Origin of the sequence: Vibrio sp. 3-2(1) (assembly GCF_963887575.1) — a bacterium.
Classification (GTDB): Bacteria; Pseudomonadota; Gammaproteobacteria; order Enterobacterales; family Vibrionaceae; genus Vibrio; species Vibrio anguillarum.
Window position 1 is genome coordinate 130,922 of record NZ_CAWPGB010000064.1, and the last position, 21,456, is coordinate 152,377.

Annotated in this window: 21 protein-coding genes; 11 read left to right on the top strand and 10 right to left on the bottom strand. The window is 44.6% G+C overall.

Annotated elements, in window-relative coordinates:
* Positions 1-19 precede the first annotated feature (19 nt).
* Together ispA and xseB are read right to left on the bottom strand one after the other, a co-directional pair.
* A complete protein-coding gene (gene ispA / locus AACQ79_RS17145; RefSeq protein WP_013857402.1) occupies positions 20-904 on the bottom strand; it encodes a (2E,6E)-farnesyl diphosphate synthase in 885 nt (294 codons plus the stop codon).
* A 148-nt stretch (positions 905-1,052) separates the two neighbouring features.
* Positions 1,053-1,295 (bottom strand): exodeoxyribonuclease VII small subunit, encoded by a 243-nt coding sequence (xseB, locus tag AACQ79_RS17150; RefSeq protein ID WP_010319093.1) that lies wholly within the window; start codon positions 1,293-1,295, stop codon positions 1,053-1,055.
* Positions 1,296-1,648: 353 nt separating this feature from the next.
* Between xseB and pomA the strand changes: the two genes are divergently transcribed.
* The 6 genes from pomA (at position 1,649) to rlmM (ending at position 7,744) form a co-directional block, all read left to right on the top strand.
* Positions 1,649-2,413, top strand: coding sequence for a flagellar motor protein PomA (gene pomA, locus AACQ79_RS17155; protein WP_017045579.1), 765 nt, complete (start codon positions 1,649-1,651; stop codon positions 2,411-2,413).
* Between the two features lie 11 nt (positions 2,414-2,424).
* Positions 2,425-3,369: a flagellar motor protein MotB gene (locus AACQ79_RS17160; RefSeq protein WP_017045578.1), complete on the top strand. Its 945-nt coding sequence runs from the start codon at positions 2,425-2,427 to the stop codon at positions 3,367-3,369.
* Between the two features lie 162 nt (positions 3,370-3,531).
* The gene (thiI, locus tag AACQ79_RS17165) at positions 3,532-4,980 is read left to right on the top strand and encodes a tRNA uracil 4-sulfurtransferase ThiI (protein WP_026028114.1); all 1,449 of its coding nucleotides are present in this window, start codon (positions 3,532-3,534) and stop codon (positions 4,978-4,980) included.
* 376 nt (positions 4,981-5,356) lie between these two features.
* Positions 5,357-6,268 carry a transcriptional regulator GcvA gene (locus AACQ79_RS17170; protein ID WP_026027676.1) on the top strand — a complete coding sequence of 304 codons (912 nt, stop codon included), beginning with the start codon at positions 5,357-5,359 and terminating at the stop codon, positions 6,266-6,268.
* Positions 6,258-6,656, top strand: coding sequence for a DUF423 domain-containing protein (locus tag AACQ79_RS17175; RefSeq protein ID WP_013857395.1), 399 nt, complete (start codon positions 6,258-6,260; stop codon positions 6,654-6,656). Before AACQ79_RS17170 ends, AACQ79_RS17175 begins: the two co-directional genes overlap by 11 nt.
* On the top strand, positions 6,653-7,744 hold the full coding sequence (rlmM, locus tag AACQ79_RS17180; RefSeq protein ID WP_170899440.1) for a 23S rRNA (cytidine(2498)-2'-O)-methyltransferase RlmM: 1,092 nt from the start codon (positions 6,653-6,655) through the stop codon (positions 7,742-7,744). The genes AACQ79_RS17175 and rlmM overlap by 4 nt, the downstream gene beginning before the upstream one ends.
* 44 nt (positions 7,745-7,788) lie before the next feature.
* Here rlmM and xni read toward each other — a convergent pair whose 3' ends face one another.
* From xni to queF, 5 genes are all read right to left on the bottom strand, one after another.
* Positions 7,789-8,574, bottom strand: a complete 786-nt coding sequence (gene xni / locus AACQ79_RS17185; protein WP_026028115.1) for a flap endonuclease Xni — start codon at positions 8,572-8,574, stop codon at positions 7,789-7,791.
* 139 nt (positions 8,575-8,713) lie between these two features.
* Positions 8,714-10,081, bottom strand: a complete 1,368-nt coding sequence (ppnN, locus tag AACQ79_RS17190; RefSeq protein ID WP_094151183.1) for a nucleotide 5'-monophosphate nucleosidase PpnN — start codon at positions 10,079-10,081, stop codon at positions 8,714-8,716.
* 301 nt (positions 10,082-10,382) lie between these two features.
* Positions 10,383-11,939, bottom strand: coding sequence for a GGDEF domain-containing protein (locus AACQ79_RS17195; protein WP_064624685.1), 1,557 nt, complete (start codon positions 11,937-11,939; stop codon positions 10,383-10,385).
* A gap of 109 nt (positions 11,940-12,048) precedes the next feature.
* Positions 12,049-14,316: a tetratricopeptide repeat protein gene (locus AACQ79_RS17200; protein WP_170899441.1), complete on the bottom strand. Its 2,268-nt coding sequence runs from the start codon at positions 14,314-14,316 to the stop codon at positions 12,049-12,051.
* 14 nt (positions 14,317-14,330) lie between these two features.
* On the bottom strand, positions 14,331-15,176 hold the full coding sequence (gene queF, locus AACQ79_RS17205) for an NADPH-dependent 7-cyano-7-deazaguanine reductase QueF (protein WP_013857388.1): 846 nt from the start codon (positions 15,174-15,176) through the stop codon (positions 14,331-14,333).
* Between the two features lie 98 nt (positions 15,177-15,274).
* Here queF and syd point away from each other — a divergent pair, with 98 nt between their 5' ends.
* The gene (gene syd, locus AACQ79_RS17210) at positions 15,275-15,820 is read left to right on the top strand and encodes a SecY-interacting protein (protein WP_047688882.1); all 546 of its coding nucleotides are present in this window, start codon (positions 15,275-15,277) and stop codon (positions 15,818-15,820) included.
* Positions 15,821-15,822: 2 nt separating this feature from the next.
* A complete protein-coding gene (locus AACQ79_RS17215; protein ID WP_088728698.1) occupies positions 15,823-16,599 on the top strand; it encodes a Zn-ribbon-containing protein in 777 nt (258 codons plus the stop codon).
* Positions 16,600-16,693: 94 nt separating this feature from the next.
* Here AACQ79_RS17215 and AACQ79_RS17220 read toward each other — a convergent pair whose 3' ends face one another.
* The 3 genes from AACQ79_RS17220 to metN are packed head-to-tail and all read right to left on the bottom strand — an operon-like array spanning position 16,694 to position 19,254.
* Positions 16,694-17,503 carry a MetQ/NlpA family lipoprotein gene (locus AACQ79_RS17220; RefSeq protein ID WP_013857385.1) on the bottom strand — a complete coding sequence of 270 codons (810 nt, stop codon included), beginning with the start codon at positions 17,501-17,503 and terminating at the stop codon, positions 16,694-16,696.
* A gap of 49 nt (positions 17,504-17,552) precedes the next feature.
* The gene (locus AACQ79_RS17225) at positions 17,553-18,230 is read right to left on the bottom strand and encodes a methionine ABC transporter permease (protein WP_017044205.1); all 678 of its coding nucleotides are present in this window, start codon (positions 18,228-18,230) and stop codon (positions 17,553-17,555) included.
* Positions 18,220-19,254, bottom strand: a complete 1,035-nt coding sequence (gene metN, locus AACQ79_RS17230; RefSeq protein WP_013857383.1) for a methionine ABC transporter ATP-binding protein MetN — start codon at positions 19,252-19,254, stop codon at positions 18,220-18,222. Before metN ends, AACQ79_RS17225 begins: the two co-directional genes overlap by 11 nt.
* 197 nt (positions 19,255-19,451) lie before the next feature.
* Between metN and gmhB the strand changes: the two genes are divergently transcribed.
* The 3 genes from gmhB to treR are packed head-to-tail and all read left to right on the top strand — an operon-like array spanning position 19,452 to position 21,377.
* A complete protein-coding gene (gmhB, locus tag AACQ79_RS17235) occupies positions 19,452-20,003 on the top strand; it encodes a D-glycero-beta-D-manno-heptose 1,7-bisphosphate 7-phosphatase (protein ID WP_013857382.1) in 552 nt (183 codons plus the stop codon).
* A gap of 26 nt (positions 20,004-20,029) precedes the next feature.
* Positions 20,030-20,374 (top strand): MliC family protein, encoded by a 345-nt coding sequence (locus tag AACQ79_RS17240; protein ID WP_170899442.1) that lies wholly within the window; start codon positions 20,030-20,032, stop codon positions 20,372-20,374.
* 55 nt (positions 20,375-20,429) lie between these two features.
* Positions 20,430-21,377, top strand: coding sequence for a trehalose operon repressor TreR (gene treR, locus AACQ79_RS17245; protein WP_013857380.1), 948 nt, complete (start codon positions 20,430-20,432; stop codon positions 21,375-21,377).
* Positions 21,378-21,456 lie beyond the last annotated feature (79 nt).

The window sequence follows — 21,456 nt, forward strand, 5'->3', positions numbered from 1 at the left end:
AATTTTGCGCGCTTATAGTTTAGTTCTTGCGCTCGACGACGTATCGGGCGAACTCTTCGAGTGATTCTGTATTGTAGGGTATTGCTTCCAAGGCTTGAAGAGCTTCCTGTAACAGACTTTGTGCTTTATCAATAGCACCTTGTAACCCTAGCAGCGCTGGGTAGGTACTTTTATTGAGTTGTTGATCCGAGCCTTGAGGTTTACCTAATGTCTCGGTATCGCTAACGATATCCAAAATATCATCTTGAACTTGGAATGCGAGACCAACGGCATCGGCATAGCGATCCAATTGTGGTAGTACCGCAAGCCCTTTTTCACCAGCCGCAAGCGCACCTAAACGGATTGCACAACGCATCAAGGCTCCCGTTTTATTGCGATGGATCTCTTCTAATTCCTGCACTGAGACCAGACGATTTTCTGCTTGCAGATCCAACGCTTGCCCTATACACATACCTTGAGCACCGGAAGCTTGAGCCAACATTTGGACCATCTTAATGCGGTTGACTTGCGCATGTTCGGCGAGTTGACCTTCTGCCAAAATAGTAAAGGCCAGTGTTTGCAGGGCATCGCCCGCTAAAATCGCGATGGCTTCGTCAAATTCGATGTGACAAGTGGCTTTACCGCGACGCAATTCATCGTCGTCCATCGCGGGAAGGTCATCGTGGATCAATGAATAAGCATGAATACATTCTATTGCGCAGGCTGGGGTATCGAGTTCATCTGGCGTACAACCAAGCATTTGCCCTGTGATATACACCAAATAAGGTCGAGCTCTTTTGCCGCCAAGTAACAAACCGTAGCGCATCGCGTCAATCAACGGTTGTTTTTGGTGCGGTAAACGGCCTAACCAAAGGTTTAATTGGTCAATATTTCTTTGCTGATAGGAGCTCAGAGCCTCAATCATAGGGCACTCTTTCTACTAAGTTGTGGTATCTACTAGGTTACGATCGACCGTTTCCCTGTGACTTAATTGACAGGTTCATGTCACATAGCGAGCGATGAGATCGATAAATATGAGTCAGTAATAAGTATGTATCAGTAATACGTGCCTATTACTCAGGTAGTTCAGTAAAGTCAGAGAGTGGCGCGTCATCGCTCGCACTGAGCAAAATACTGACTCGCTGCTCCGCTTCACTTAACTTACTTTGTCCAGCACGAGCAAGGGATATTCCGCGCTCGAATTTTTTTAGCGCATCATCTAAGGCTAAATCGCCATTTTCTAGCTGTTCCACTAAGCTATCAAGTTCTTCGATTGTCGCTTCGAAGGACATATTTTCAGGTTTCTTGCTCGCCATAATCTTTTTATCTTGGTAAATATGCACGAAAGTTACCTTAGGGCGTAGTGATGGTCAAATTTAACCAACGATTTTTGTCTGAAAAGTCCCTCTTTTGGAACTGTCACTATCACAAATAATAAAAATAATAATACGATACTTAGCAACCAGACCGATATTTACTGAAATAGTGACGGTGACTCAGAATCTTGGCCATATCAGTGTGCTGGCAACAGTGCATCTTTGCTCAGTTTAGGTATAAACTGAATAGAGAAAATTTCGGTATGATCCAATAATTTACTTAAAGATTTGAATCTATTGCCGATAACGAGTTTAAACTCATTATCGCGGGTAAGCAGCATGAGGAGTGCTTTGTGGATTTAGCAACGCTGATAGGCCTGATCGGAGGCCTCGCTTTCGTTATCATGGCGATGATTTTAGGCGGAAGCCTAATGATGTTCTTCGACGTCACATCTATCTTGATCGTAGTGGGGGGCTCAACCTTTGTTGTTTTGATGAAATTCACGATGGGACAATTTTTTGGTGCAGCCAAAGTCGCAGGTAAGGCTTTTATGTTTAAAGCTGATGAGCCTGAAGATTTGATCGCAAAAATCGTGGAAATGGCGGATGCGGCACGTAAAGGCGGCTTTCTTGCATTAGAAGAGATGGAAATTACTAATAGCTTCATGCAAAAAGGGATCGATTTGCTGGTGGATGGCCATGATGCTGACGTGGTGCGTTCTGCGTTGCAAAAAGACATTGTATTAACCGATGAGCGCCATTCTCAAGGGTCTGGTGTATTTCGTGCCTTTGGTGACGTAGCGCCAGCAATGGGCATGATCGGTACTTTGGTGGGCTTGGTTGCCATGTTGTCTAACATGGATGACCCTAAATCAATTGGCCCTGCCATGGCCGTTGCCTTATTAACTACCTTGTACGGCGCTGTTCTCTCGAACATGATTTTTTTCCCGATTGCAGACAAACTTGCTTTGCGCCGAGACCAAGAAAAGCTTAACCGTCGTTTAATCATGGATGGCGTTCTGGCTATTCAGGATGGACAAAACCCACGGGTCATTGATAGTTATCTGAAAAACTACCTCAATGAAGGCAAGCGTGTTTTAGATGTTGATAGTGAATAACGGAGCCTGTAATGGATGATGAAGAAGGCTGTAAATGCCCACCTCCCGGCTTGCCGTTGTGGATGGGAACCTTTGCCGATTTAATGTCGCTGTTGATGTGTTTCTTCGTACTGCTGCTCTCTTTTTCCGAGATGGACGTTCTGAAGTTTAAACAGATAGCAGGCTCGATGAAGTTTGCTTTTGGTGTGCAAAATCGTTTGGAAGTGAAAGACATTCCTAAAGGGACAAGCATCATTGCACAAGAGTTTCGCCCAGGCCGCCCCGAACCGACACCAATTGATGTCATCATGCAACAAACCATTGATATCACCCAGCAGACATTAAATTTCCAAGAAGGTGATTCTGACCGTTCTGGTGGTATGCAGCGTGATGAAGGGCAATTGACTGGGGGGCAATCCCCAGAAACCTCAACACAGAGCAATCAAAATACCGAATCGGAAATGCAACAACAGCAAGCAGAATCTATGTCGCAGGAGATGGAAATTGTTGAACAGGACATCAAAAAAGCGTTAGCAAGAGAAATCGAACAAGGCGCTATTGAAGTTGAAAACTTAGGTCAGCAATTGGTGATCCGTATTCGTGAAAAAGGTGCGTTTCCCGAAGGTTCTGCATTTCTACAACCTAAGTTTCGTCCATTGGTTCGTCAAATTGCCGATCTGGTTAAAGATGTGCCGGGCATTGTGCGTATTTCTGGCCATACCGACAATCAAAGTGTCGATTCTGAATTGTATCGCTCAAATTGGGATCTTTCGGCTCAACGAGCGGTTTCTGTGGCGCAAGAGATGGAAAAGGTTCGTGGGTTTTCTCATCAACGACTCAGGGTGCGTGGTATGGCCGATACCGACCCAGTCGGCTCTAACGATACGGAAAGTGAACGTTCACGCAACCGCCGAGTAGAAATCAGTATCATGCAAGGTGAACCGCTGTACAGTGATGAAGTTCCATCCGTTCAGTAAGTTACGTTGGATTATGTAAAAACACATAGACGAGCGCTAAGGCTCGTCTTTTTTATGGTTATCACCTCGTGTATAATCCTGCGCCCTTAGCGGTGTATCAGTAGCAAGCAGAATGCGACCCATTGATTCACCACGTTGCCCAATCAGATTGCGAATAGAACTATGAAATTTATTGTTAAGCCCCATCCGGAAATTTTTGTTAAAAGTGACTCAGTACGCAAGCGCTTCACAAAAATTTTAGAGTCCAATATTCGTAATATCATCAAACGAAGAACAGAGTCAGTCGCGGTATTTAACCGTCGCGATCACATTGAAGTGGCTGCGCAAAGTGACCAATACTATCAAGAAGTCCTTGAAATTCTGACTCATACTCCTGGCATCCAGCAAGTGCTCGAAGTGCAGCAATCTGAGTTTAAGGATATGCATGACATTTACGAGCAAGTGTTAGCACTCAGCCGTAATAACATCGAAGGAAAAACTTTTGTCGTGCGTGCTAAGCGTCGAGGAAAGCATGATTTTACCTCAATCGATGTTGAGCGTTATGTTGGTGGTGGTTTAAACCAAGCAGTTGAGAGTGCAAAAGTTCAACTTAAAAACCCAGACGTTACCATCAATATTGAAATAGCCGATGAATTGCTCAATCAAGTGATTGCCCGTTATAAAGGTTTAGGTGGTTTCCCTCTTGGCACTCAAGAAGATTTATTGAGTTTGATTTCTGGTGGTTTTGACTCGGGTGTATCAAGCTATTTACACATCAAACGTGGCTCAAAAGTGCATTATTGCTTCTTCAATTTAGGCGGCCCTGCGCATGAAATTGGTGTAAAGCAAGTGGCCCATTATTTGTGGAATAAATACGGTTCTTCAGCCAAAGTGCGTTTTATCTCGGTCGATTTCGAGCCTGTGGTGGCTGAAATCTTAGAAAAAGTAGACGATGGTCAAATGGGTGTGGTGCTAAAACGTATGTTTATGCGCGCCGCAGGCATGATAGCTCATAAGTTAAATATTGAAGCTTTAGTGACCGGAGAAGCGTTGGGTCAAGTTTCGAGCCAAACTCTAACTAATCTTCGTCATATTGATGGTGTGACAGATACTCTAATTTTGCGTCCTCTCATCAACTGGGACAAAGAAGAGATTATTAAAGTGGCGCGCGAGATTGGAACAGAAGATTTCGCCAAAACGATGCCAGAATACTGTGGGGTTATTTCAAAAAGCCCAACAGTTAAAGCGGTGAAAGCGAAATTAGAAGCCGAAGAGGCGAAGTTTGATTTCTCAATCCTAGAGCACGTTGTTTACAACGCTCGTCAAATGGATATTCGTGATATTGAAAAAGAGAGCCAAGAGCAAGCACCTGAAGTTGAACAAGTGACTGCTATCGAAAAAGATGCGGTGGTGCTCGATATTCGTAGCCCAGATGAAGAAGATGATAAGCCACTGCTGATTGAAGGAGTGGAAGTAAAACATTTACCTTTCTACAAGTTATCGACTCAGTTTGGCGATTTGGATCAATCGAAAACATATCTCTTATATTGTGCGCGCGGTGTGATGAGCCGGCTTCAAGCTCTGTATTTGAAAGAGCAAGGCTTTAACAACATAAAGGTATATCGACCTTAATCGTTATCTCGATACAGAATCGACCGCTCACGTTTTCGTGAGCGGTTTTTTTATGGCTCCGACTTAATCACAGACATAAAAAAACACCGCCCAAGGGCGGTGCTAAAGAATTTGACAGACAGGTCAAACAATAAATACAGGAAGTATATGTTTTGGTGCAGGGGATAACTGCACAAAACAGGATGGTAGAATTCTACCTCACTCGAAATACGAGTTTGCAAACACAACATCGCAACAAAAGCCAATTGATTCATAACTGAATCAAGCCGTTCAGGCCTTGTTGCGGGGTGAAATATAGAATTTCTCTAGCCGCTCGGCAATGGACAATTTATAATGTTTCAGATTAAAAAAACTAATCTAATTTTTGAGTGTACCTATGTCCAGAAGATTGCCACCATTAAACTCGCTGAAAGTGTTTGAAGCGGCAGCTCGCCAGCTGAGTTTTACTCGCGCTGCGGAAGAGCTATTTGTGACACAAGCCGCAGTCAGTCATCAAATCAAAGCGTTAGAGGAATTTTTAGGGTTAAAGCTATTTCGCCGTCGTAATCGTTCTCTGCTATTGACAGAAGAAGGGCAAAGTTACTTTCTCGACATTAAAGATATCTTCACCGCACTCTCTGAAGCCACCGATAAGGTACTAGAGCGCAGTGAGAAAGGGGCATTAACCATTAGTTTACCGCCGAGTTTTGCGATTCAGTGGCTCGTGCCGCGTCTGGCCGATTTTAACCAGCAAGAGCCGGATATTGATGTGCGTATCAAAGCGGTTGATATGGATGAAGGTTCGTTAACCGATGATGTGGATGTGGCGATTTATTATGGGCGAGGTAACTGGCCTGGTTTACGCGCGGATAAGTTGTATCAAGAGTTTTTGATCCCGCTTTGTTCTCCTTCACTGCTGTTAGGCCCTAAGCCTTTAGAAACACTGGACGATCTAACACGCCATACTCTGCTACACGATACTTCACGTAAAGATTGGAAACAGTTTGCCAAAGAGAACGATCTTGAAGGGGTGAATGTCAACCACGGCCCCATTTTTAGCCATTCGACCATGGTGCTACAAGCGGCGGCGCATGGGCAAGGTATCGCACTGGGGAATAACGTGTTAGCTCAGCCGGAGCTGGAAGCGGGTCGCTTGATTGCGCCTTTTGACGAAGTGCTGATGACTAAAAATGCTTTCTATGTGGTCTGTCACGAGAAGCAGGCCGATATGGGGCGCATCGCCACTTTCCGTGATTGGATGCTCAAAAAAGCCAGAAGGGAACAAGAGGTATTGCTAGATGAAGAGTAAGTTATTGCTCACTATCGCGGCTTTTATGGCGGGCGTTGGTGTCGCTCTAGGAGCTTTTGCGGCGCACGGCCTAAAAGCGTATTTAACCCCTTACTTGCTTTCGGTGTTTGAAACGGGAGTGCAGTACCAATCGATTCACGCTTTAGCCATATTAGCGTGTGGTATTTTGCTGCGTTGTCGTTTGGGATCGAAAGCACAAAAATATTTTTTCATTGCGGCAATTTGCTTTATCATCGGCGTCCTTTGTTTTAGCGGCAGTCTTTACGCTTTAGCACTCACGGGCATCAAGTGGTTTGGCCCGATCACGCCATTTGGTGGCGTGTTCTTTATGCTAGGGTGGGGAGTGTTTGGCTATGCAGCACTTAATATTCAAGAGGTGGACCAGTGAAACACGTAATGCTCTATTGTCGTGCAGGCTTTGAAAAAGAGTGTGCCGGAGAGATCCAAGATAAAGCGACTAAGCTAGAGGTTTTTGGTTTTCCTCGTTTGAAAAACAATACGGGTTACGTTTTGTTTGAGTGCTATCAGGCCGGTGATGCTGATAAGTTGGTTAAAGAGATCGATTTCCAATCGCTTATTTTTGCTCGTCAGATGTTTGCGGTAGCGACGGAATTTAGCGATTTACCTAAAGATGATCGTATTTCGCCTATCTTATCTGAACTCGCCGAACTTGAGGGTTTTCCGCGTTGTGGTGACATTCGCATTGAAACGCCAGATACCAATGAAGCGAAAGAGTTGCTCAAATTTTGTCGTAAGTTTACCGTGCCATTGCGTCAAGCGTTACGTGGCAAGGGGATTCTGTCTAACAAAGAGTCGGCGAAGAGACCTGTGCTACATGTCTGCTTTATTCAACCCGGCCACTGCTTCGTCGGGTATTCGTACACCAACAATAACTCGCCTTTTTTCATGGGTATTCCTCGTTTGAAATTCCCAGCCGATGCGCCAAGTCGTTCCACACTGAAGTTGGAAGAGGCTTTCCATGTGTTTATTCCTCGTGAAGAGTGGGATGAACGTTTGGCTCCGGGAATGTGGGCGGTAGACTTGGGCGCATGCCCGGGGGGCTGGACTTACCAACTGGTGAAGCGTTCGATGTTTGTTCATGCTATCGACAACGGTCTAATGGCTGAAAGTTTGATGGACACAGGACAAGTGAAACACCATGCCGAGGATGGTTTTAAATTTGAGCCGCCACGCAAGAACGTGACTTGGATTGTGTGTGACATGATTGAAAAGCCAGCTCGTGTTGCGCATTTAATGGGGCAGTGGATCCTCAAGGGTTGGGCGAAAGAAGCCATCTTCAACTTAAAGCTGCCAATGAAAGGGCGCTATGATGAAGTTTTACAAGATATTGAAAACCTAAAAGTTTTTCTGATTAAAAATGATGTAAAGTTCCGCATGCAGGCAAAGCATTTGTATCATGATCGTGAAGAGATCACAGTGCATGTCCAATGCTTGTCGAACATCTCTCCGCACTAATGCTCCAATAGGTTAATTTAACGCTCCTTTCTAGGAGCGTTTTGCTATTCTGGATGGGATACTTGCGCTGAAAAGCGAATGTCTTGCAAGTTAAAACCGAGCTCTATATCGGTCTTTAGTGTGGCAATGTGTTTGCAGACTCGCGCCATATCGATCTGCTCATCAAATTTTTTACGGTATTTCTTGGCCAAATCAGCACTGGCGTAGGCCGCTTCTATGTCGGGAAATTGTGTTAATATCTCTTTTGCTGCTTTTGGACCAATGCCGGCAATGCCGGGAACTTGGCTTGAACTGATGCCCGTTAATCCCCAAAAATCGGTTAATTGGCTCGGCTTTACGCCAAATTCCTGTTCAATAAAGGGTTGATCTAACCAACGATGTTGAAAGTAGTCACGAATTTGTAAAGTGGGAGAGAGCAGTTGGCAGTAGCCTTTATCGGTTGAAATGATCGTTACTTTTTCACCGTGGCTTGCCACTTTCGTGGCTAAGGTGGCCACCAAATCATCGGCTTCATCACCTTCCGAGAGCAGTGAATCAATCCCTAATTCCCACCATGCTTGCTGAATGGCGTCTAAGCCAAGTTGCAGTGCTTCTGGCATCGGCTTCCGGTTCTGCTTATAAGTCGGTAGAAGTTGTGCTCTCCAGCCCCGGTCTTGTAAGTGATGATCAAACACGGCGATGATGTGGGTCGGTTGAGCTTCATTGATGATACGGTGCAAGGTGCGCGAGGTTGTCTCTATGGTTCTTGCCATATCGTTAGGATCGGGTTGTGCGGAGTGCACCCGACGGATCAAATTCAAAGCATCAATGATGACAAGGTGTAAAGACATAACGACCAAAAAATAAGGGCTTAATAAGCCCTTATTGTAATGATCTCACTTAATATTGCCACTCATCCCCGGCATAAGTTATTTTTGCCTTTAATGGTTAATGGTTAATGGTTAATGGTTAATGGTTAATGGTTAATGGTTAATGGTTAATGGTTGCAATTTTATAGCAAGGTTCATAAGCACTGCCACCCGGTAGCTTCATTCGGTGTTGTGCAACGAAGTCTTTTAGCAATAGATCCATTTTTTTCATCAATTGGGCATCGCCATCAATGATGAATGGGCCGTGACGTTCAATTTCTCGAATGCCTTCCGCTTTCACATTACCAGCGACAATGCCAGAGAAGGCGCGACGCAAGTTAGCAGCGAGTACTTCTGGTTTTTGGTTTAGGTGTAAATCCAAGTTGGCCATACTGTCGTGAGTCGGTTCAAAAGGCAGTTGGAACTCAGGCTCGATTTTGAGGGACCAGTTGAAACTATAAGCATCACCGCTATCTTTACGATGTTGACGAACCAGCGGCATCGCTTGGCTCATGATACGCGCCGCTTTTTCTGGATCATCAATGACGATTTGATAATGTTGGCGTGCTTTTTCACCTAATGTTTCGGCAATGAATGTGTCGATTGAACGGAAGTAGGCTTCGCTCTCTTTTGGCCCAGTCAGTACAATTGGCATTGGTTGGCTTGCGTTATCTGGATGCATCATGATACCCAAAATGTACAGCAGTTCTTCCGCTGTTCCTGCTCCACCGGGGAAAATAATGATGCCGTGCGCCATTCGCACAAAAGCTTCTAGGCGTTTTTCAATATCCGGCATAATCACCAATTCGTTCACAATCGGATTTGGTGGCTCGGCGGCAATGATCGATGGTTCGGTTAAGCCAAGATAGCGTTGTGCGGTATAGCGCTGTTTAGCGTGTCCAATGGCGGCCCCTTTCATTGGCCCCTCCATAGCGCCTGGTCCGCAGCCTGTACAAATGTTCAGTTCACGCAAACCCAGTTCATGGCCCACTTCCCGCGTATATTGGTACTCAGTAGGGTTGATAGAGTGTCCACCCCAACAAACCACTAAGTTAGGTTCAAGACCGGGAACCAAGGCACTGGCATTACGCAAAATACCAAACACTAAGTTGGTGATGTGAATGGCATTGGTAAGATTTAGGCGCTGATTATCCGCCAGATGCATGTTGACATAAACGATATCGCGTAGGACCGAAAACAGATGTTCTTGAATTCCTTTAATGATCTGCCCATCAACAAAGGCATGTTCTGGTGGATTCGTCAGCTCTAGCTTGATACCGCGTTCACGGCGCATGACAGTGACATCAAAAGATTTATATTTTTCAAGAAGTTCTTTTGAGTTATCCGTATGGCTACCAGAGTTAAGTACCGCCAAAGTGCAGTTGCGATACAGTTGATATAGATCGCTCGACGCGGTCTTTTTTAGACGCTCAACTTCAAGTTGAGAAAGCAGATCCATGCTGCCTGTAGGGCTGATATGAGTAATCATACTGGCCTCCTTAGTTGAGAAGTAAGGAAAATGTCCACGCTACGACTAAAGTTGGTTTTTATATATACCCGCTTAGTATGGAGTATAGGTCATGGTTCGTTTAGTGGCGGATGTGCGATAGGACGACATAACTGATTGAAATTACAGTATCAATCTAGTTCTTTTCTCGATTGTTAGGAAATGTTTATGCAAGCAGAGTGTGATGTTAAGCACGCTTTAGTTTGGTTTTGTTCAAATAGCGACCAGTTAAGGCCGCGATTTGAATGGGTTTCTTTTGTCTACATCCGATCTGGACTTGTGTTTATTTCCAAACCACTTGGTTAGGGCCGAAACTCTTGGCTTCTAGTAACGAGCGGCGTAAACGTTCAAGTACTTCCTCTGGCGTATCGGAGTCTTTAAAACAGGTACTCGCGGCTGAAAGTGTAATCGTAATACTCTTGTCTCTGAACTTGAAAGGCAGTTTAGACACATTACGTTGAATATTTTGTACTAGCTTGAAACAGTGATTATCTTCTTGATCGGGAAGTAAAATAATAAATTCTTCACCAGAGAAACGTGCCACGGTATCCGTATCGGATGCTTCTTTGGATATGGTGCGGGCAATAATTTTAAGGGCTTTATCACCTGCCGTATAGCCAAAGCTATCGTTGATAGTTTTGAACTTATCAATATCAAAGATTACGATTCGGAAAGTGTGTTGAGCTCTTATCCAGCGCCGATATTCCAGCTCAAGGTGGTCATTAAAGGCGGTGCGATTATAGACTTTTGTCAGTGGATCAAGCAGCAAGCGCTGAGACTGATCTTCCAATCGACGGCGATAATCTTGGGTGAGCTCAAACAGAGCTTCCATTTGATTTTTGCCATAATTTAAGCGTTCAATCAGTGCCTGCTCGCGTTGCTCTGCATGACTTAAGCGTTCAGAAAGTGACGCCATTTCGCATAATATAGGTGAAACGGAGAGCTTAAGATCGTCAATCGCCACAGAATCTTTGATTAGGGTTTGGCTTTGGGTAATCAAAGCGGCGAGTTCAGCATTCATCTCTTGGCGATGTTCAAAGTAGCTCTGGCTTTGGTCTGCGTTGTGAGTGCTACTTTTAATGTGTTTTGTGAGTGATGAGTTGACCTGTTCTAAAAACTTCTCAGATGTTTTGCGCTCACTGTTGGTGCCATCAATCACCAGTTTTAGAATCTCTAACGTCAACTCTAAGAGCGTTGATGTTGATACGCCAATCAACAGCTTGGCACGAATATCTACCAGTAGTTCCCCTGATTCGCCTTCAAAATCTAATTCAGTGATTAGGTGTTGCAGTTCATCGGATAGCTTGGTCAATAGCTCTCTATCCGCGACATGCAGCTCGCTGATGGCCGTGTTTGGGTTCGCTGTTATTATTTTGATTGCACGTTCATAAATCCCAAGCAGTTGAATCGCTTGTTCGGCTTTAGGCTGAGCTTCTGAAAAACTGAGCAAATCACGCAAATCACGCTTAAGTTTGGCGGGTAGGCCAGCAACGCGAAGTAATGTTTCTCCACAATGTTTGATTTGAGAGTCCAAATGAGAGTTTTCTTTTTCCATAACCAAAGTTTGTTGCTTCAACATGCGCTCCAATACGGCTAAGCGAGGTATGAGCGTGCTTACGTCTTTTTGTTGCTCTAGAGCTTCACGAAGATCCGATAAATTAATATTTAGCTGATGATCATTGCCCTGACACGCCAAGCTTAATGATGCGACGATCCGTTTTAGGACAGTATGTTCTCGTTTAAATTTGAACGAAGTGTCCCTGTGTGTCAAACGAACCTGTTCCAACTGAGTTTTCAGCTGCTGTAACTGTGTTTGAATATCCTGTTCGAGAGCGCCCATGTACAACTAAACTAAACTGCGAGGATCGTTAGGATCCTATTAATTGATTTATCGATAATAACAAATTAATTGCCCACGTCACTGCTTTAACACATTGAATGCCGAGTAATTACCCATCTTTTAGGAGTTTTTTGATGCTCTCCTCATTCTTATAAGAAGAATGCACTTTTATCAACCCTTGATTGATGGCGTGCTTGCATGATTTGCGAATATTGTTGGAGGCAAAACTAGCGGCTGGAGCGTTATCGATCGCTTTTAAGTAGACCCAATGGCTTGCTCCTTCTCTCATGCTTAGCTCACGAGCCGTGTTGGTTGCCATCAGCAGAATATCGAGCAGCTCTTTATCATTAATCGCCATATAAGCTCTTGGCAAAAATGGGTAGTCGGCGATGCCCATCCGTATTGTACGGTTTAAGCGACGTTCAGGTTGAAATTCATCTATCCATTGCTGAATTTGATCGAATGCGATTTCAGGCAGTGTATTGCGATCGGCATTCGGTTCGATATAGAGCAGATTGGAATCTGAAAAGTGATAAATCCGATTCGGTTCTTTGATTTTCGATTTTAAAAACTGACCAAATTGATGCTCCAATTCTAAGCCAGCTGAATAGCCATGTTCTAAGTACATGTTGCGCAGAAAGGGAATATCAATCATCACAAAGCGGAGGCGATCACTCAGTGGCTCGTGGATGAGTTCACCAATATACCACGGCTCAAAATGACGGCTGCTTTTTTGCATCGCTGAAGGAAGCTTAGCATTGAGCATGCGCAAGTTACGCAAGCGAGAGCGAGAATGGGTAAAGAGCGTGCTGTTGAGTTCATCGATTTCTTCATTTTGCAACTGGATAAGGTAGCCTCTACGCAGTAGCAGTAAAAATAAAATGATGGAGATGATAAACAGAATAAAGGCGATCTTTTTGAATTTATTATACTCTTCTTGAGTTTTGAGCAGCGCTTTTTCTTGCCCAACCAGATGTAGGGTTTGTTCTACAAACTCTTTTTGCTGACGAAAAGCATCTTCACTGATCTGATTGAGTTTTTCTTGGCGTATTTGCGATAGTGCATTGCTGCGTTTTATGTTCTCTAAGGCCTGTGCGTACTGACCGTTTTGCTCATAACCCAAGGCCAGTAACCGATAGGCATGCTCTTCAATCTCTTCATCTTGCATCGTTTTAGCAACGCTTAAGGCGTGTTGAGCGTTGCTGATGACCACATCGGCTTGTTTTTGGTGAAAGGCCAATCCTGAATGCAGTAAGTAAGCCTGTGCCTTTAAACGAGGATAATCTTTCAGCTCAAGCAAGTCTTCAGCGCGAGTGAGATACTGGTCAGTTAATGGGTAGTTATAGAGACTAAGGTAGGTCGCCGCCAAACTAATACGCACTTCAATGACTTTTTCCAGATCATTGCGGCTCGTTTCGTGATCGATCACGTTGAAGTAGTGAACGAGCGCTAGATTGTATTTACCTTGCTGGTAATAGACATCGCCCATACGTTGCAATACATCAGCCAAGGCTGGCGACTTGTTATAGCCGTCATAAAAATCGGCGGCTTGAGACAAATGCTCTAAAGCCTTATCGAGCACTTTTCTTTCAAAAAAAAGCTGAGCCAGTAAGGTATTAGTTTTAGCGAGTAGGGCGCTTGAGTTGTTTTCAATCGCGCCCCAATAGGCAACTAGCAACTCAGATAAAGCGCGATTGTAAAAGCCATGAGTGAGAAAATGTTGACCAATAACAATCTGATATTCAATCACGGTTTTCGGTGAGGAGATCGAATCAATGTAAGGCTTTAGGTCAGCAAAAAGCTTATTGGCCAGTTCGATATCATTGGCTTTTGAGGCAATTTCTGCTTTGAGCAGGGTAATTTTATAATCGAGACCTTTTGCCACTTGATCCGCATTTTTGATGGCATCATATTGAATGCTGATCGCGCGTAGCGCCTGCCGAGCGGCGCTTGCATCATTATTATTGAGCCAAATTAGACGAGTTTTGAGTATTTGTACATCCGTGGCTAAATAAGGCAATTGATAGTGTTGCGTGAGCTCTTCAGCAAGTTTTAACGCGGCCAGTGCGGCATCCATATTGTGCAACTGGAACTCTGCTTTGGCTAAAATCTTTAACGCATCAACGCTGCTGCCCGGAGTTCGAATCCGACTGTCGCTTTCATCGCGCGCCATCACTGATGATGATTTTTCTGATTTTTCGGCCAACTTGCGCTGAGTCAGATACTCAGTGGCTAGGGTTTTGGCTTGATTCGGTGAGATATCAATCAACCCATTGGCTTCATTTAACATTGGCGACGAGTAGATAGTGGCTTGTGAAGCCAATGAAAACAGAGCCAGAGTTAAACTGAGCAAAAGTGTCCAGCGCACGTTGATCATCCTAATGCTAATCCTTATTGACGGGCCATACGTTGGTTATGTGTTGGCCGTTCTTGTTCGGTTGAGCGAAATGGGTTGATATCCAAACCGCCGCGGCGAGTGTATCGAGCGTATACCGTTAACTGTGTCGGTTGGCAGTATTGCATAATGTCGGTGAAGATGCGCTCTACACACTGTTCGTGGAACTCATTATGTTCACGAAATGAGACGAGATAACGTAACAGTGCTTCTCGATCAATTTGTTGACCTTGATAATGAATTTCGACGCTGCCCCAGTCGGGTTGATTGGTGATTAAACAGTTCGATTTCAGTAAATGGCTGTGCAGTGTTTCATTGACTTGCTCACCACGCGCGGCACTTTTCAGTAAGCTGGCATCAAATTGGTAACTTTCAATCTCAATATCTTGTCCATCAATGCATTCACCCTGCATAGTCACAATCGCTTGGCCAGTGTAATCGGTCACCGGGTTGAGAGTGACACTGACTGGCGCGCCGGCACAGGCCGATAAATCGTTGGTTAAGCGCTGCGTTACTTCATCCCAACTGGCTATTTTGCTTTGGTTATAGCTATTGAGGTAGAGCTTAAAGGATTTAGATTCAATCAAACTAGCACTTGTCGCAGGGATAGAAACCTCGCCAATTGCCACTTGTGGTAACCCTTTTTCATTGAGCCAAGAGAGCTCGTACAAAGTCCAAATGTCACAGCCTTTAAACGGTAAGCTATCCCCCAAATGCAGATCATCACGGTTTAAGCTACGAGGGACAGGTTGCAGTAAGCTTGGATCGTATTGTTTGGCGTAGTCGGTTTTTTTGCCAAGGGTTAACCCTGCCAGCGCTTTGGCATCGGAATATTTGCTCATACTTTCACGTCAATTCGATTAGAATAAGCAGAATTTTACGCAATCCTAGTGTTGCTGTCATCACACAAGGCAGCGACTCATCAATTTTGGAGCACTTCATGGCACAAACTGCCGAGCAAGCCTTACTTTCATTTACTCAACGTTATCTTGACGCTTACCAAACAAAGCATGGCGAGTCTCCTCGTAATGATGAGTTGGCTGAGTTGGATTCTCCTTGCGCAGTGATGAACGACCAAGACAGTGTGCTGTGGAAGCCCGTCGTCAGATCGGTTGCAGCTGATTTTTCTAACGTAGAAGCAGCGATTGAATTGACTCTACATTCTGATATTAAAGCCTTTTATGGCGTACAGTTTTGTGCGGACATGCCCGCTAAATGGCAAGGCAACGAGCTCGCTCTATTGCAAGTGTGGAGTGAGGATGATTTTGTTCGTTTGCAGGAAAATATCCTCGGTCATTTGGTGACTCAGCGCCGACTAAAACTCAAACCAACCGTGTTTATTGGTGCAACCGATGCGGAGATGGATGTAATTTCGATCTGTAACCTTTCTGGACATGTGATTTTAGAACGTTTAGGTACCGATAAACGCGACGTGCTGGCCGAAAGTGTGGCCGAGTTTTTCGCTAATTTAGAACCTGTGGTGTAACGATGTACGTGGTTGAATTGCAGTTTGAGTGTTTTGATAACACGACTATCTCGGCGGTAGATAAAGCGATTAATGGCCTAATGGATGCTTTACGCTATAACGGTCAAGTGCTTGGGCGTGAATTCCCCATCGTGATGGGAGAGGGCGAGTTCTTTGTGCGGGTGGTTTGCCCAGAGCAAGAAAGCTTACACCCTAAGTATCATTCTGATTTTGTTAGGGTGTGCCTGAGTCGCTTGACGGAGGCTAGTTTGCTGGCTCCGAAAGCCCGTTTGTTGGGGCGCGATCTTAATTCCGAGCAAGCCGCTGATGATGTTTTGCCTAGCTGGCAGATACTTTACACCACTTATGTACACACTTGTTCTCCGCTGCGCAGTGGTGACACATTGCTGCCGATCCCTTTATATCGTAATTCTGCGACCTTAAATGGCGATCATAAAGCAGTGATCAAATGGCAAACAGAGTGGCAGGCGTGTGATGAACTTCAGATGGCGGGTGGTTGCCGAGCAGAACACGCTGCATTGCACGAGATTTGCGATGTGGACAGTGTGCTGTTTATTAGAGGATGGGATTTACGAGGACGAATTGAGTTTTTGACCCACGTCCCTACTTATTACTACCAATATCGAGTTGGCGGCCAGAGCCTAGCGGACGAACAAGCCAGAAAATGCCCGAAATGTGGGGGAGAGTGGCTACTCGATGAACCGCTGCACGACATTTTCCATTTTAAGTGCGACCCATGCCGTATTGTGTCCAATATGTCTTGGGATCATATTAAGTAAGCAGGTGCGTGTTGTTGATACGAAAAAGCCGATACATCGCGTATCGGCTTTTCTGTTTTTATGGGCTTTTTTGCACAGGTAATAGGCTTATTAATTACCAGCCTTTTACTGCGCCACCGTCAAAGATTTTCGAAGCGGCTTGGTACACTTCTTCTGTTTGGTAGGCTTTAACAAAGTTAGTCACGTTTTCAGCATTCAGATTTTCTGCACGAGAAACAATGATATTGACATAAGGTGACTCTTTATCTTCAACGAACACACCATCTTTTTCAGGCGTTAGATTGATTGAGCTGGCGTAGGTCGTGTTGATGATAGAGAGCGTAACGTCGTCAAGTGAACGAGGCAGTTGCGCGGCATCTAACTCAACAATAGTGATGTTTTTTGGGTTGGCGACCACATCACGTACCGTTGCCAGTAGGCCTGCTCCGTCACGTAGAGTAATAAGGCCTTGCTGTTCTAGCAGCAGTAAAGAGCGACCAAGGTTGGTTGGATCGTTAGGTACCGCAATACGAGAGCCATCTTGAATCTCATCAACCGATTTCACTTGTTTTGAATAGCCAGCAATCGGGTAAACAAAGGTGTTACCTGCAATCGCTAATTTGTAACCGCGGTCAGCGATCTGTTGATCAAGGTATGGCTTGTGTTGGAATGCATTGATATCAATCGAACCATCATCCAGTGCCGCATTAGGGGTAACATAGTCGGTAAATGTTACGAGTTCTACATCTAGGTTGTATTTTTCTTTTGCAATTTTTGCTGCAACTTCAGCAACTTGTGCTTCAGCACCGGCAATGACACCCACTTTGATTTTATTGTTGTCGACCGCTTTTTCACCACAGCCTGCCAGCACGAGTGCTGAAGCGCTAACGGCGAGGGTAAGTAGAGCTTTAAGGCTAAATTTCATGATTAACTCCTTGTTATAAAACGAATCTGTGTTTTAACTTTATTGTGATTTAACGGTGGTCGACACGGCGGACAAACTTATCGCCAATCGATTGAATAATTTGTACTAAGACAATCAACATCACCACGGTGACCGTCATGATGCCTAAGTCGTAGCGATGAAAGCCGTAACGAATAGCAACATCGCCCAAGCCACCGCCGCCAACGGTTCCGGCCATGGCAGAGTAACTTACTAGAGTGACCATAGTGATGGTGACTGAGTTGACAATCGTTGGTAGCGCTTCAGGAAGCAACACTTTACGAATAATTTGGATCGGCGTAGCCCCCATTGACTGCGCAGCTTCGACCAAACCAGTGGGCACTTCCAGCAATGCACTTTCAATTAAACGAGCGACAAATGGAATTGCGCCAATCGTCAGCGGAACAATAGCCGCAGTGGTACCAATAAACGTACCGACAAGCAGTTTTGTCACCGGAATAATGGCCACCATAAGCACCAAAAATGGCACAGAGCGACCAATGTTGACGATGGCACCAAGAATGCGGTTCAGCTGAGTGTTTTCGAGGAGGCCGCCTTTTTTGGTGGTATGTAAAATAACCCCCAGTGGAATACCAACCACGAAACCGACGATGCCCGCGACAGCGACCATGTAGAGTGTTTGCCAGGTTGCCATCAGTAGAAGATCGCCATTCAGGTTTAACCAAGCGGTGATGGTGTTAAAGGACATAACCAAGTACCTCTACTTTTACGTTGTTTTCGCGAAGAAATTCAAGAGCGGCCGTATCGTCCGACTCATTACCAAACAGTTCAGCGACCATCATGCCGAATTTAACGCCACCAGCGTAATCAAGATCAGAACTTAATATACTGACATCAATATTAAATTTACGGGCAATTTGTGTCATCAAGGGAGCATCAACCGTTGCGCCTGTAAACTCTAATCGCACCAGCGGGTAGCTACCTTTTACGCGAGTGGCTTGCAGGCGAGCTTGGTAATCTTCCGGAATTGATAAATCGAGCGTTGAGCGAATAAATTGATGAGCTAAGGCGGTTTTAGGGTGAGCAAAAATCTCGCCAACTGTGCCTTTTTCAACCAGTTCACCGTCGCCAATAATGGCCACTTCGTGGCAAATACTTTTTACCACATCCATTTCGTGAGTAATTAGCAAAATGGTGATATTGAGTGTGCGGTTGATCTCTTTCAATAGCTCTAAAATCGATTGAGTCGTCGCAGGATCAAGCGCACTGGTGGCTTCGTCACACAGCAATACTTTGGGATCAGAGGCGAGTGCTCGCGCTATTGCAACACGTTGCTTTTGACCACCACTCAGATTTGCAGGATAAGTTTCGCGCTTATCCGTCAGGCCGACCAGTTGCAACAGCTCCGACACTTTCTTTTCAATGCTATTTTTTTCGACACCAGCCAGTTCAAGTGGCAGAGCAACGTTGTCAAATACCGTACGTGATGAAAGCAAATTGAAGTGTTGAAAGATCATGCCAATGTTGCGACGAGCTTGGCTGAGTTCTGATTTGCTCAGTTGAGTTAAATCAACGCCATCAACCACAACCGAACCTGTTGTTGGAGCTTCTAGCATGTTGACACAGCGAATCAGCGTACTTTTCCCTGCACCTGACGAGCCAATTACACCAAAAATAGTGCCTTGCTTAATGTGAAGATTAATCTCTTTCAAAGCATGAATTTCCTTATTGCCTTGATAGAAAACTTTATTTACTTGATTAATTTGAATCATCGGAAAACCTGTGCAGGGATAACAGAATAAAATGTTGAACTCTCTCTCACTTGTTGGACGATGCTATGGCTTAACTTGATTTAAGTCAATAGATATTTTTACGTCTAGACGTCTAAATGCTTTAGTGAATTAGGTAGTGATGAAAAAAATAAAGCGTGTAATAATCATCATATCTGGCGTGATATGAGAGAGTTATTTTGGCTAAACCTGCAGTGTTTTTAGATCGCGATGGCGTGATCAACGTTGACCATGGCTATGTTCATGATGAGCATGATTTTGAGTTTATTGATGGTGTATTTGAAGCCACTAAGAAGTTTCAAGACATGGGGTATTTGCTGGTTTTGGTGACCAACCAATCAGGTATCGCTCGTGGGAAATTTAGTGAAGAGCGCTTTTTATCTTTAACGCAATGGATGGACTGGAATTTTGCCGATCACGGTGTCGAGTTTGATGGTATTTATTACTGCCCGCACCATGCAGAGCACGGTGAAGGTAAGTATAAAGAAGAGTGTGATTGCCGCAAACCCAAGCCTGGTATGTTTATCTCCGCACGGGACTTTCTTGATATCGATATGGAAAAATCCGTGATGATAGGCGATAAAGCTGAAGATATGATGGCTGCACAAGCCGCAGGTGTTGGTACTCGTGTGTTAGTGCGTACGGGTAAACCCGTTACTGAGCAAGGTGAATTACTCGCCACCGTGGTACTTGATAGTATTCGCGATGTCCCTGCTTTTCTTGCACCGTAAAAATTCCCCCCTTTGTGGAAGGCAATATGAATAAATCATTTCTTTTTGTTGGATTCAGTGTTGGTTTTTTAGCGGCATGCTCACCACACTACGCGAACGATTCGCGCGTTGAAAGTGAGAACCTGTTCCAGCATTATCAATGCCGTTCTGGTGAGCATTTTGATGTTGCGTATATTGAGCAACAGTCAGCCGTTCTCCGTATTGCCGATCGCGAATATACATTAATACAAATTCCAGCTGCCTCTGGCGCAAAGTATGTGATCGACGATAGCGAGCAAACTCAGCCTCAAACCGTGCTTTTACATACGAAAGGCGATGAGGCTTTGCTCGAAGTGGGATCAATGACTTATCAAGGCTGTACCACTCAATAATTCATTTAAGATAAGCGCATGCTATCTTCCATTTTTATTTACGCTATAGGTTCGCATGAGCAGAAAACTGACTATCTTGGATATTGCAAAACTGTCTGGTGTTGGTAAATCGACGGTTTCTCGTGTATTGACGAACGACCCAAAAGTGAAGCCTGAAACACGAGCAAAAGTGGAACGCGTTATCCAAGATTCTGGGTATGTGCCACTGAAATCGGCTCAGTTAATGCGTGGTGGCAGTGAGAAAGTGATTGGCGTGATTATCTCACGCCTTGAGTCACCGTCTGAAAACCGCGCCGTGGGGCGAATGCTACAGGTGTTGTATCAAAATGGGTACGATGTGGTGATTATGGAAAGCCAGTTTGATCGTACTAAAACGAACGAGCACCTTGAGGTTTTACATAAGCGTAATGTGGATGGTGTAATTGTATTTGGTTTTACCGATCTCGATATCACACAACTCAACCTATGGGCATCGCGAGCGGTTGTGATTGCGATGGATGCCGATAAAGTCTCATCGATTAACTATGACAATTATGGTGTTATTCAAGGCGCGCTTGCTCATTTGACTTCGAAAAATCGAGTTCATATTTCCTACATTGGGGTCGATCCTAGCGATAAAACGACAGGTAAATTACGTTTAGATTCGTACTTAGATTGGTGCAAACAAAGTGGATGCACTCCCAATTATCGCACTGGACGTTTGCATCATGAAAGTGCCTACCAACTGGTTGATGAAGTGCTGAATGATCAGACTCAAGCTATCGTGTGCGCCAGTGACACTCTGGCACTTGGCGTGATTAAACGTCTCCAAGAATTGGGCCGAGATGATATCGCCGTCACTGGTGTGGGTGGTAATGAACTGCTCTCTTTTCTTTTCCCTAATATTTACAGTATTGATCCTGGCTATGCTCAAGCGGGAGAAAAAGCAGCTAATTTATTGATTTTACAGCTTAATAATGAAATGAACCCTGCACACATCACTCAACAACCGCTAACAAGCTAACTCCTTATTTCTTAAAGTGAATTACAATTAGTCTGTGATCTTATTCAATTAATGGGATTGTTCCTATTTTTACCTTTTA

What these genes read in the sequence shown, in the direction of transcription:
- thiI (WP_026028114.1), top strand. Translation starts at nt 3,532, where the DNA reads ATGAAATTTATTGTTAAGCCCCATCCGGAAATTTTTGTTAAAAGTGAC.
- xni (WP_026028115.1), bottom strand. Translation starts at nt 8,574, where the DNA reads ATGTCTTTACACCTTGTCATCATTGATGCTTTGAATTTGATCCGTCGG.
- treR (WP_013857380.1), top strand. Translation starts at nt 20,430, where the DNA reads ATGAGCAGAAAACTGACTATCTTGGATATTGCAAAACTGTCTGGTGTT.
- ispA (WP_013857402.1), bottom strand. Translation starts at nt 904, where the DNA reads ATGATTGAGGCTCTGAGCTCCTATCAGCAAAGAAATATTGACCAATTA.
- AACQ79_RS17195 (WP_064624685.1), bottom strand. Translation starts at nt 11,939, where the DNA reads ATGGGCGCTCTCGAACAGGATATTCAAACACAGTTACAGCAGCTGAAA.
- queF (WP_013857388.1), bottom strand. Translation starts at nt 15,176, where the DNA reads ATGAGCAAATATTCCGATGCCAAAGCGCTGGCAGGGTTAACCCTTGGC.
- AACQ79_RS17200 (WP_170899441.1), bottom strand. Translation starts at nt 14,316, where the DNA reads ATGATCAACGTGCGCTGGACACTTTTGCTCAGTTTAACTCTGGCTCTG.
- AACQ79_RS17225 (WP_017044205.1), bottom strand. Translation starts at nt 18,230, where the DNA reads ATGTCCTTTAACACCATCACCGCTTGGTTAAACCTGAATGGCGATCTT.
- AACQ79_RS17175 (WP_013857395.1), top strand. Translation starts at nt 6,258, where the DNA reads ATGAAGAGTAAGTTATTGCTCACTATCGCGGCTTTTATGGCGGGCGTT.
- AACQ79_RS17240 (WP_170899442.1), top strand. Translation starts at nt 20,030, where the DNA reads ATGAATAAATCATTTCTTTTTGTTGGATTCAGTGTTGGTTTTTTAGCG.
- AACQ79_RS17215 (WP_088728698.1), top strand. Translation starts at nt 15,823, where the DNA reads ATGTACGTGGTTGAATTGCAGTTTGAGTGTTTTGATAACACGACTATC.
- xseB (WP_010319093.1), bottom strand. Translation starts at nt 1,295, where the DNA reads ATGGCGAGCAAGAAACCTGAAAATATGTCCTTCGAAGCGACAATCGAA.
- ppnN (WP_094151183.1), bottom strand. Translation starts at nt 10,081, where the DNA reads ATGATTACTCATATCAGCCCTACAGGCAGCATGGATCTGCTTTCTCAA.
- AACQ79_RS17170 (WP_026027676.1), top strand. Translation starts at nt 5,357, where the DNA reads ATGTCCAGAAGATTGCCACCATTAAACTCGCTGAAAGTGTTTGAAGCG.
- AACQ79_RS17220 (WP_013857385.1), bottom strand. Translation starts at nt 17,503, where the DNA reads ATGAAATTTAGCCTTAAAGCTCTACTTACCCTCGCCGTTAGCGCTTCA.
- syd (WP_047688882.1), top strand. Translation starts at nt 15,275, where the DNA reads ATGGCACAAACTGCCGAGCAAGCCTTACTTTCATTTACTCAACGTTAT.
- AACQ79_RS17160 (WP_017045578.1), top strand. Translation starts at nt 2,425, where the DNA reads ATGGATGATGAAGAAGGCTGTAAATGCCCACCTCCCGGCTTGCCGTTG.
- metN (WP_013857383.1), bottom strand. Translation starts at nt 19,254, where the DNA reads ATGATTCAAATTAATCAAGTAAATAAAGTTTTCTATCAAGGCAATAAG.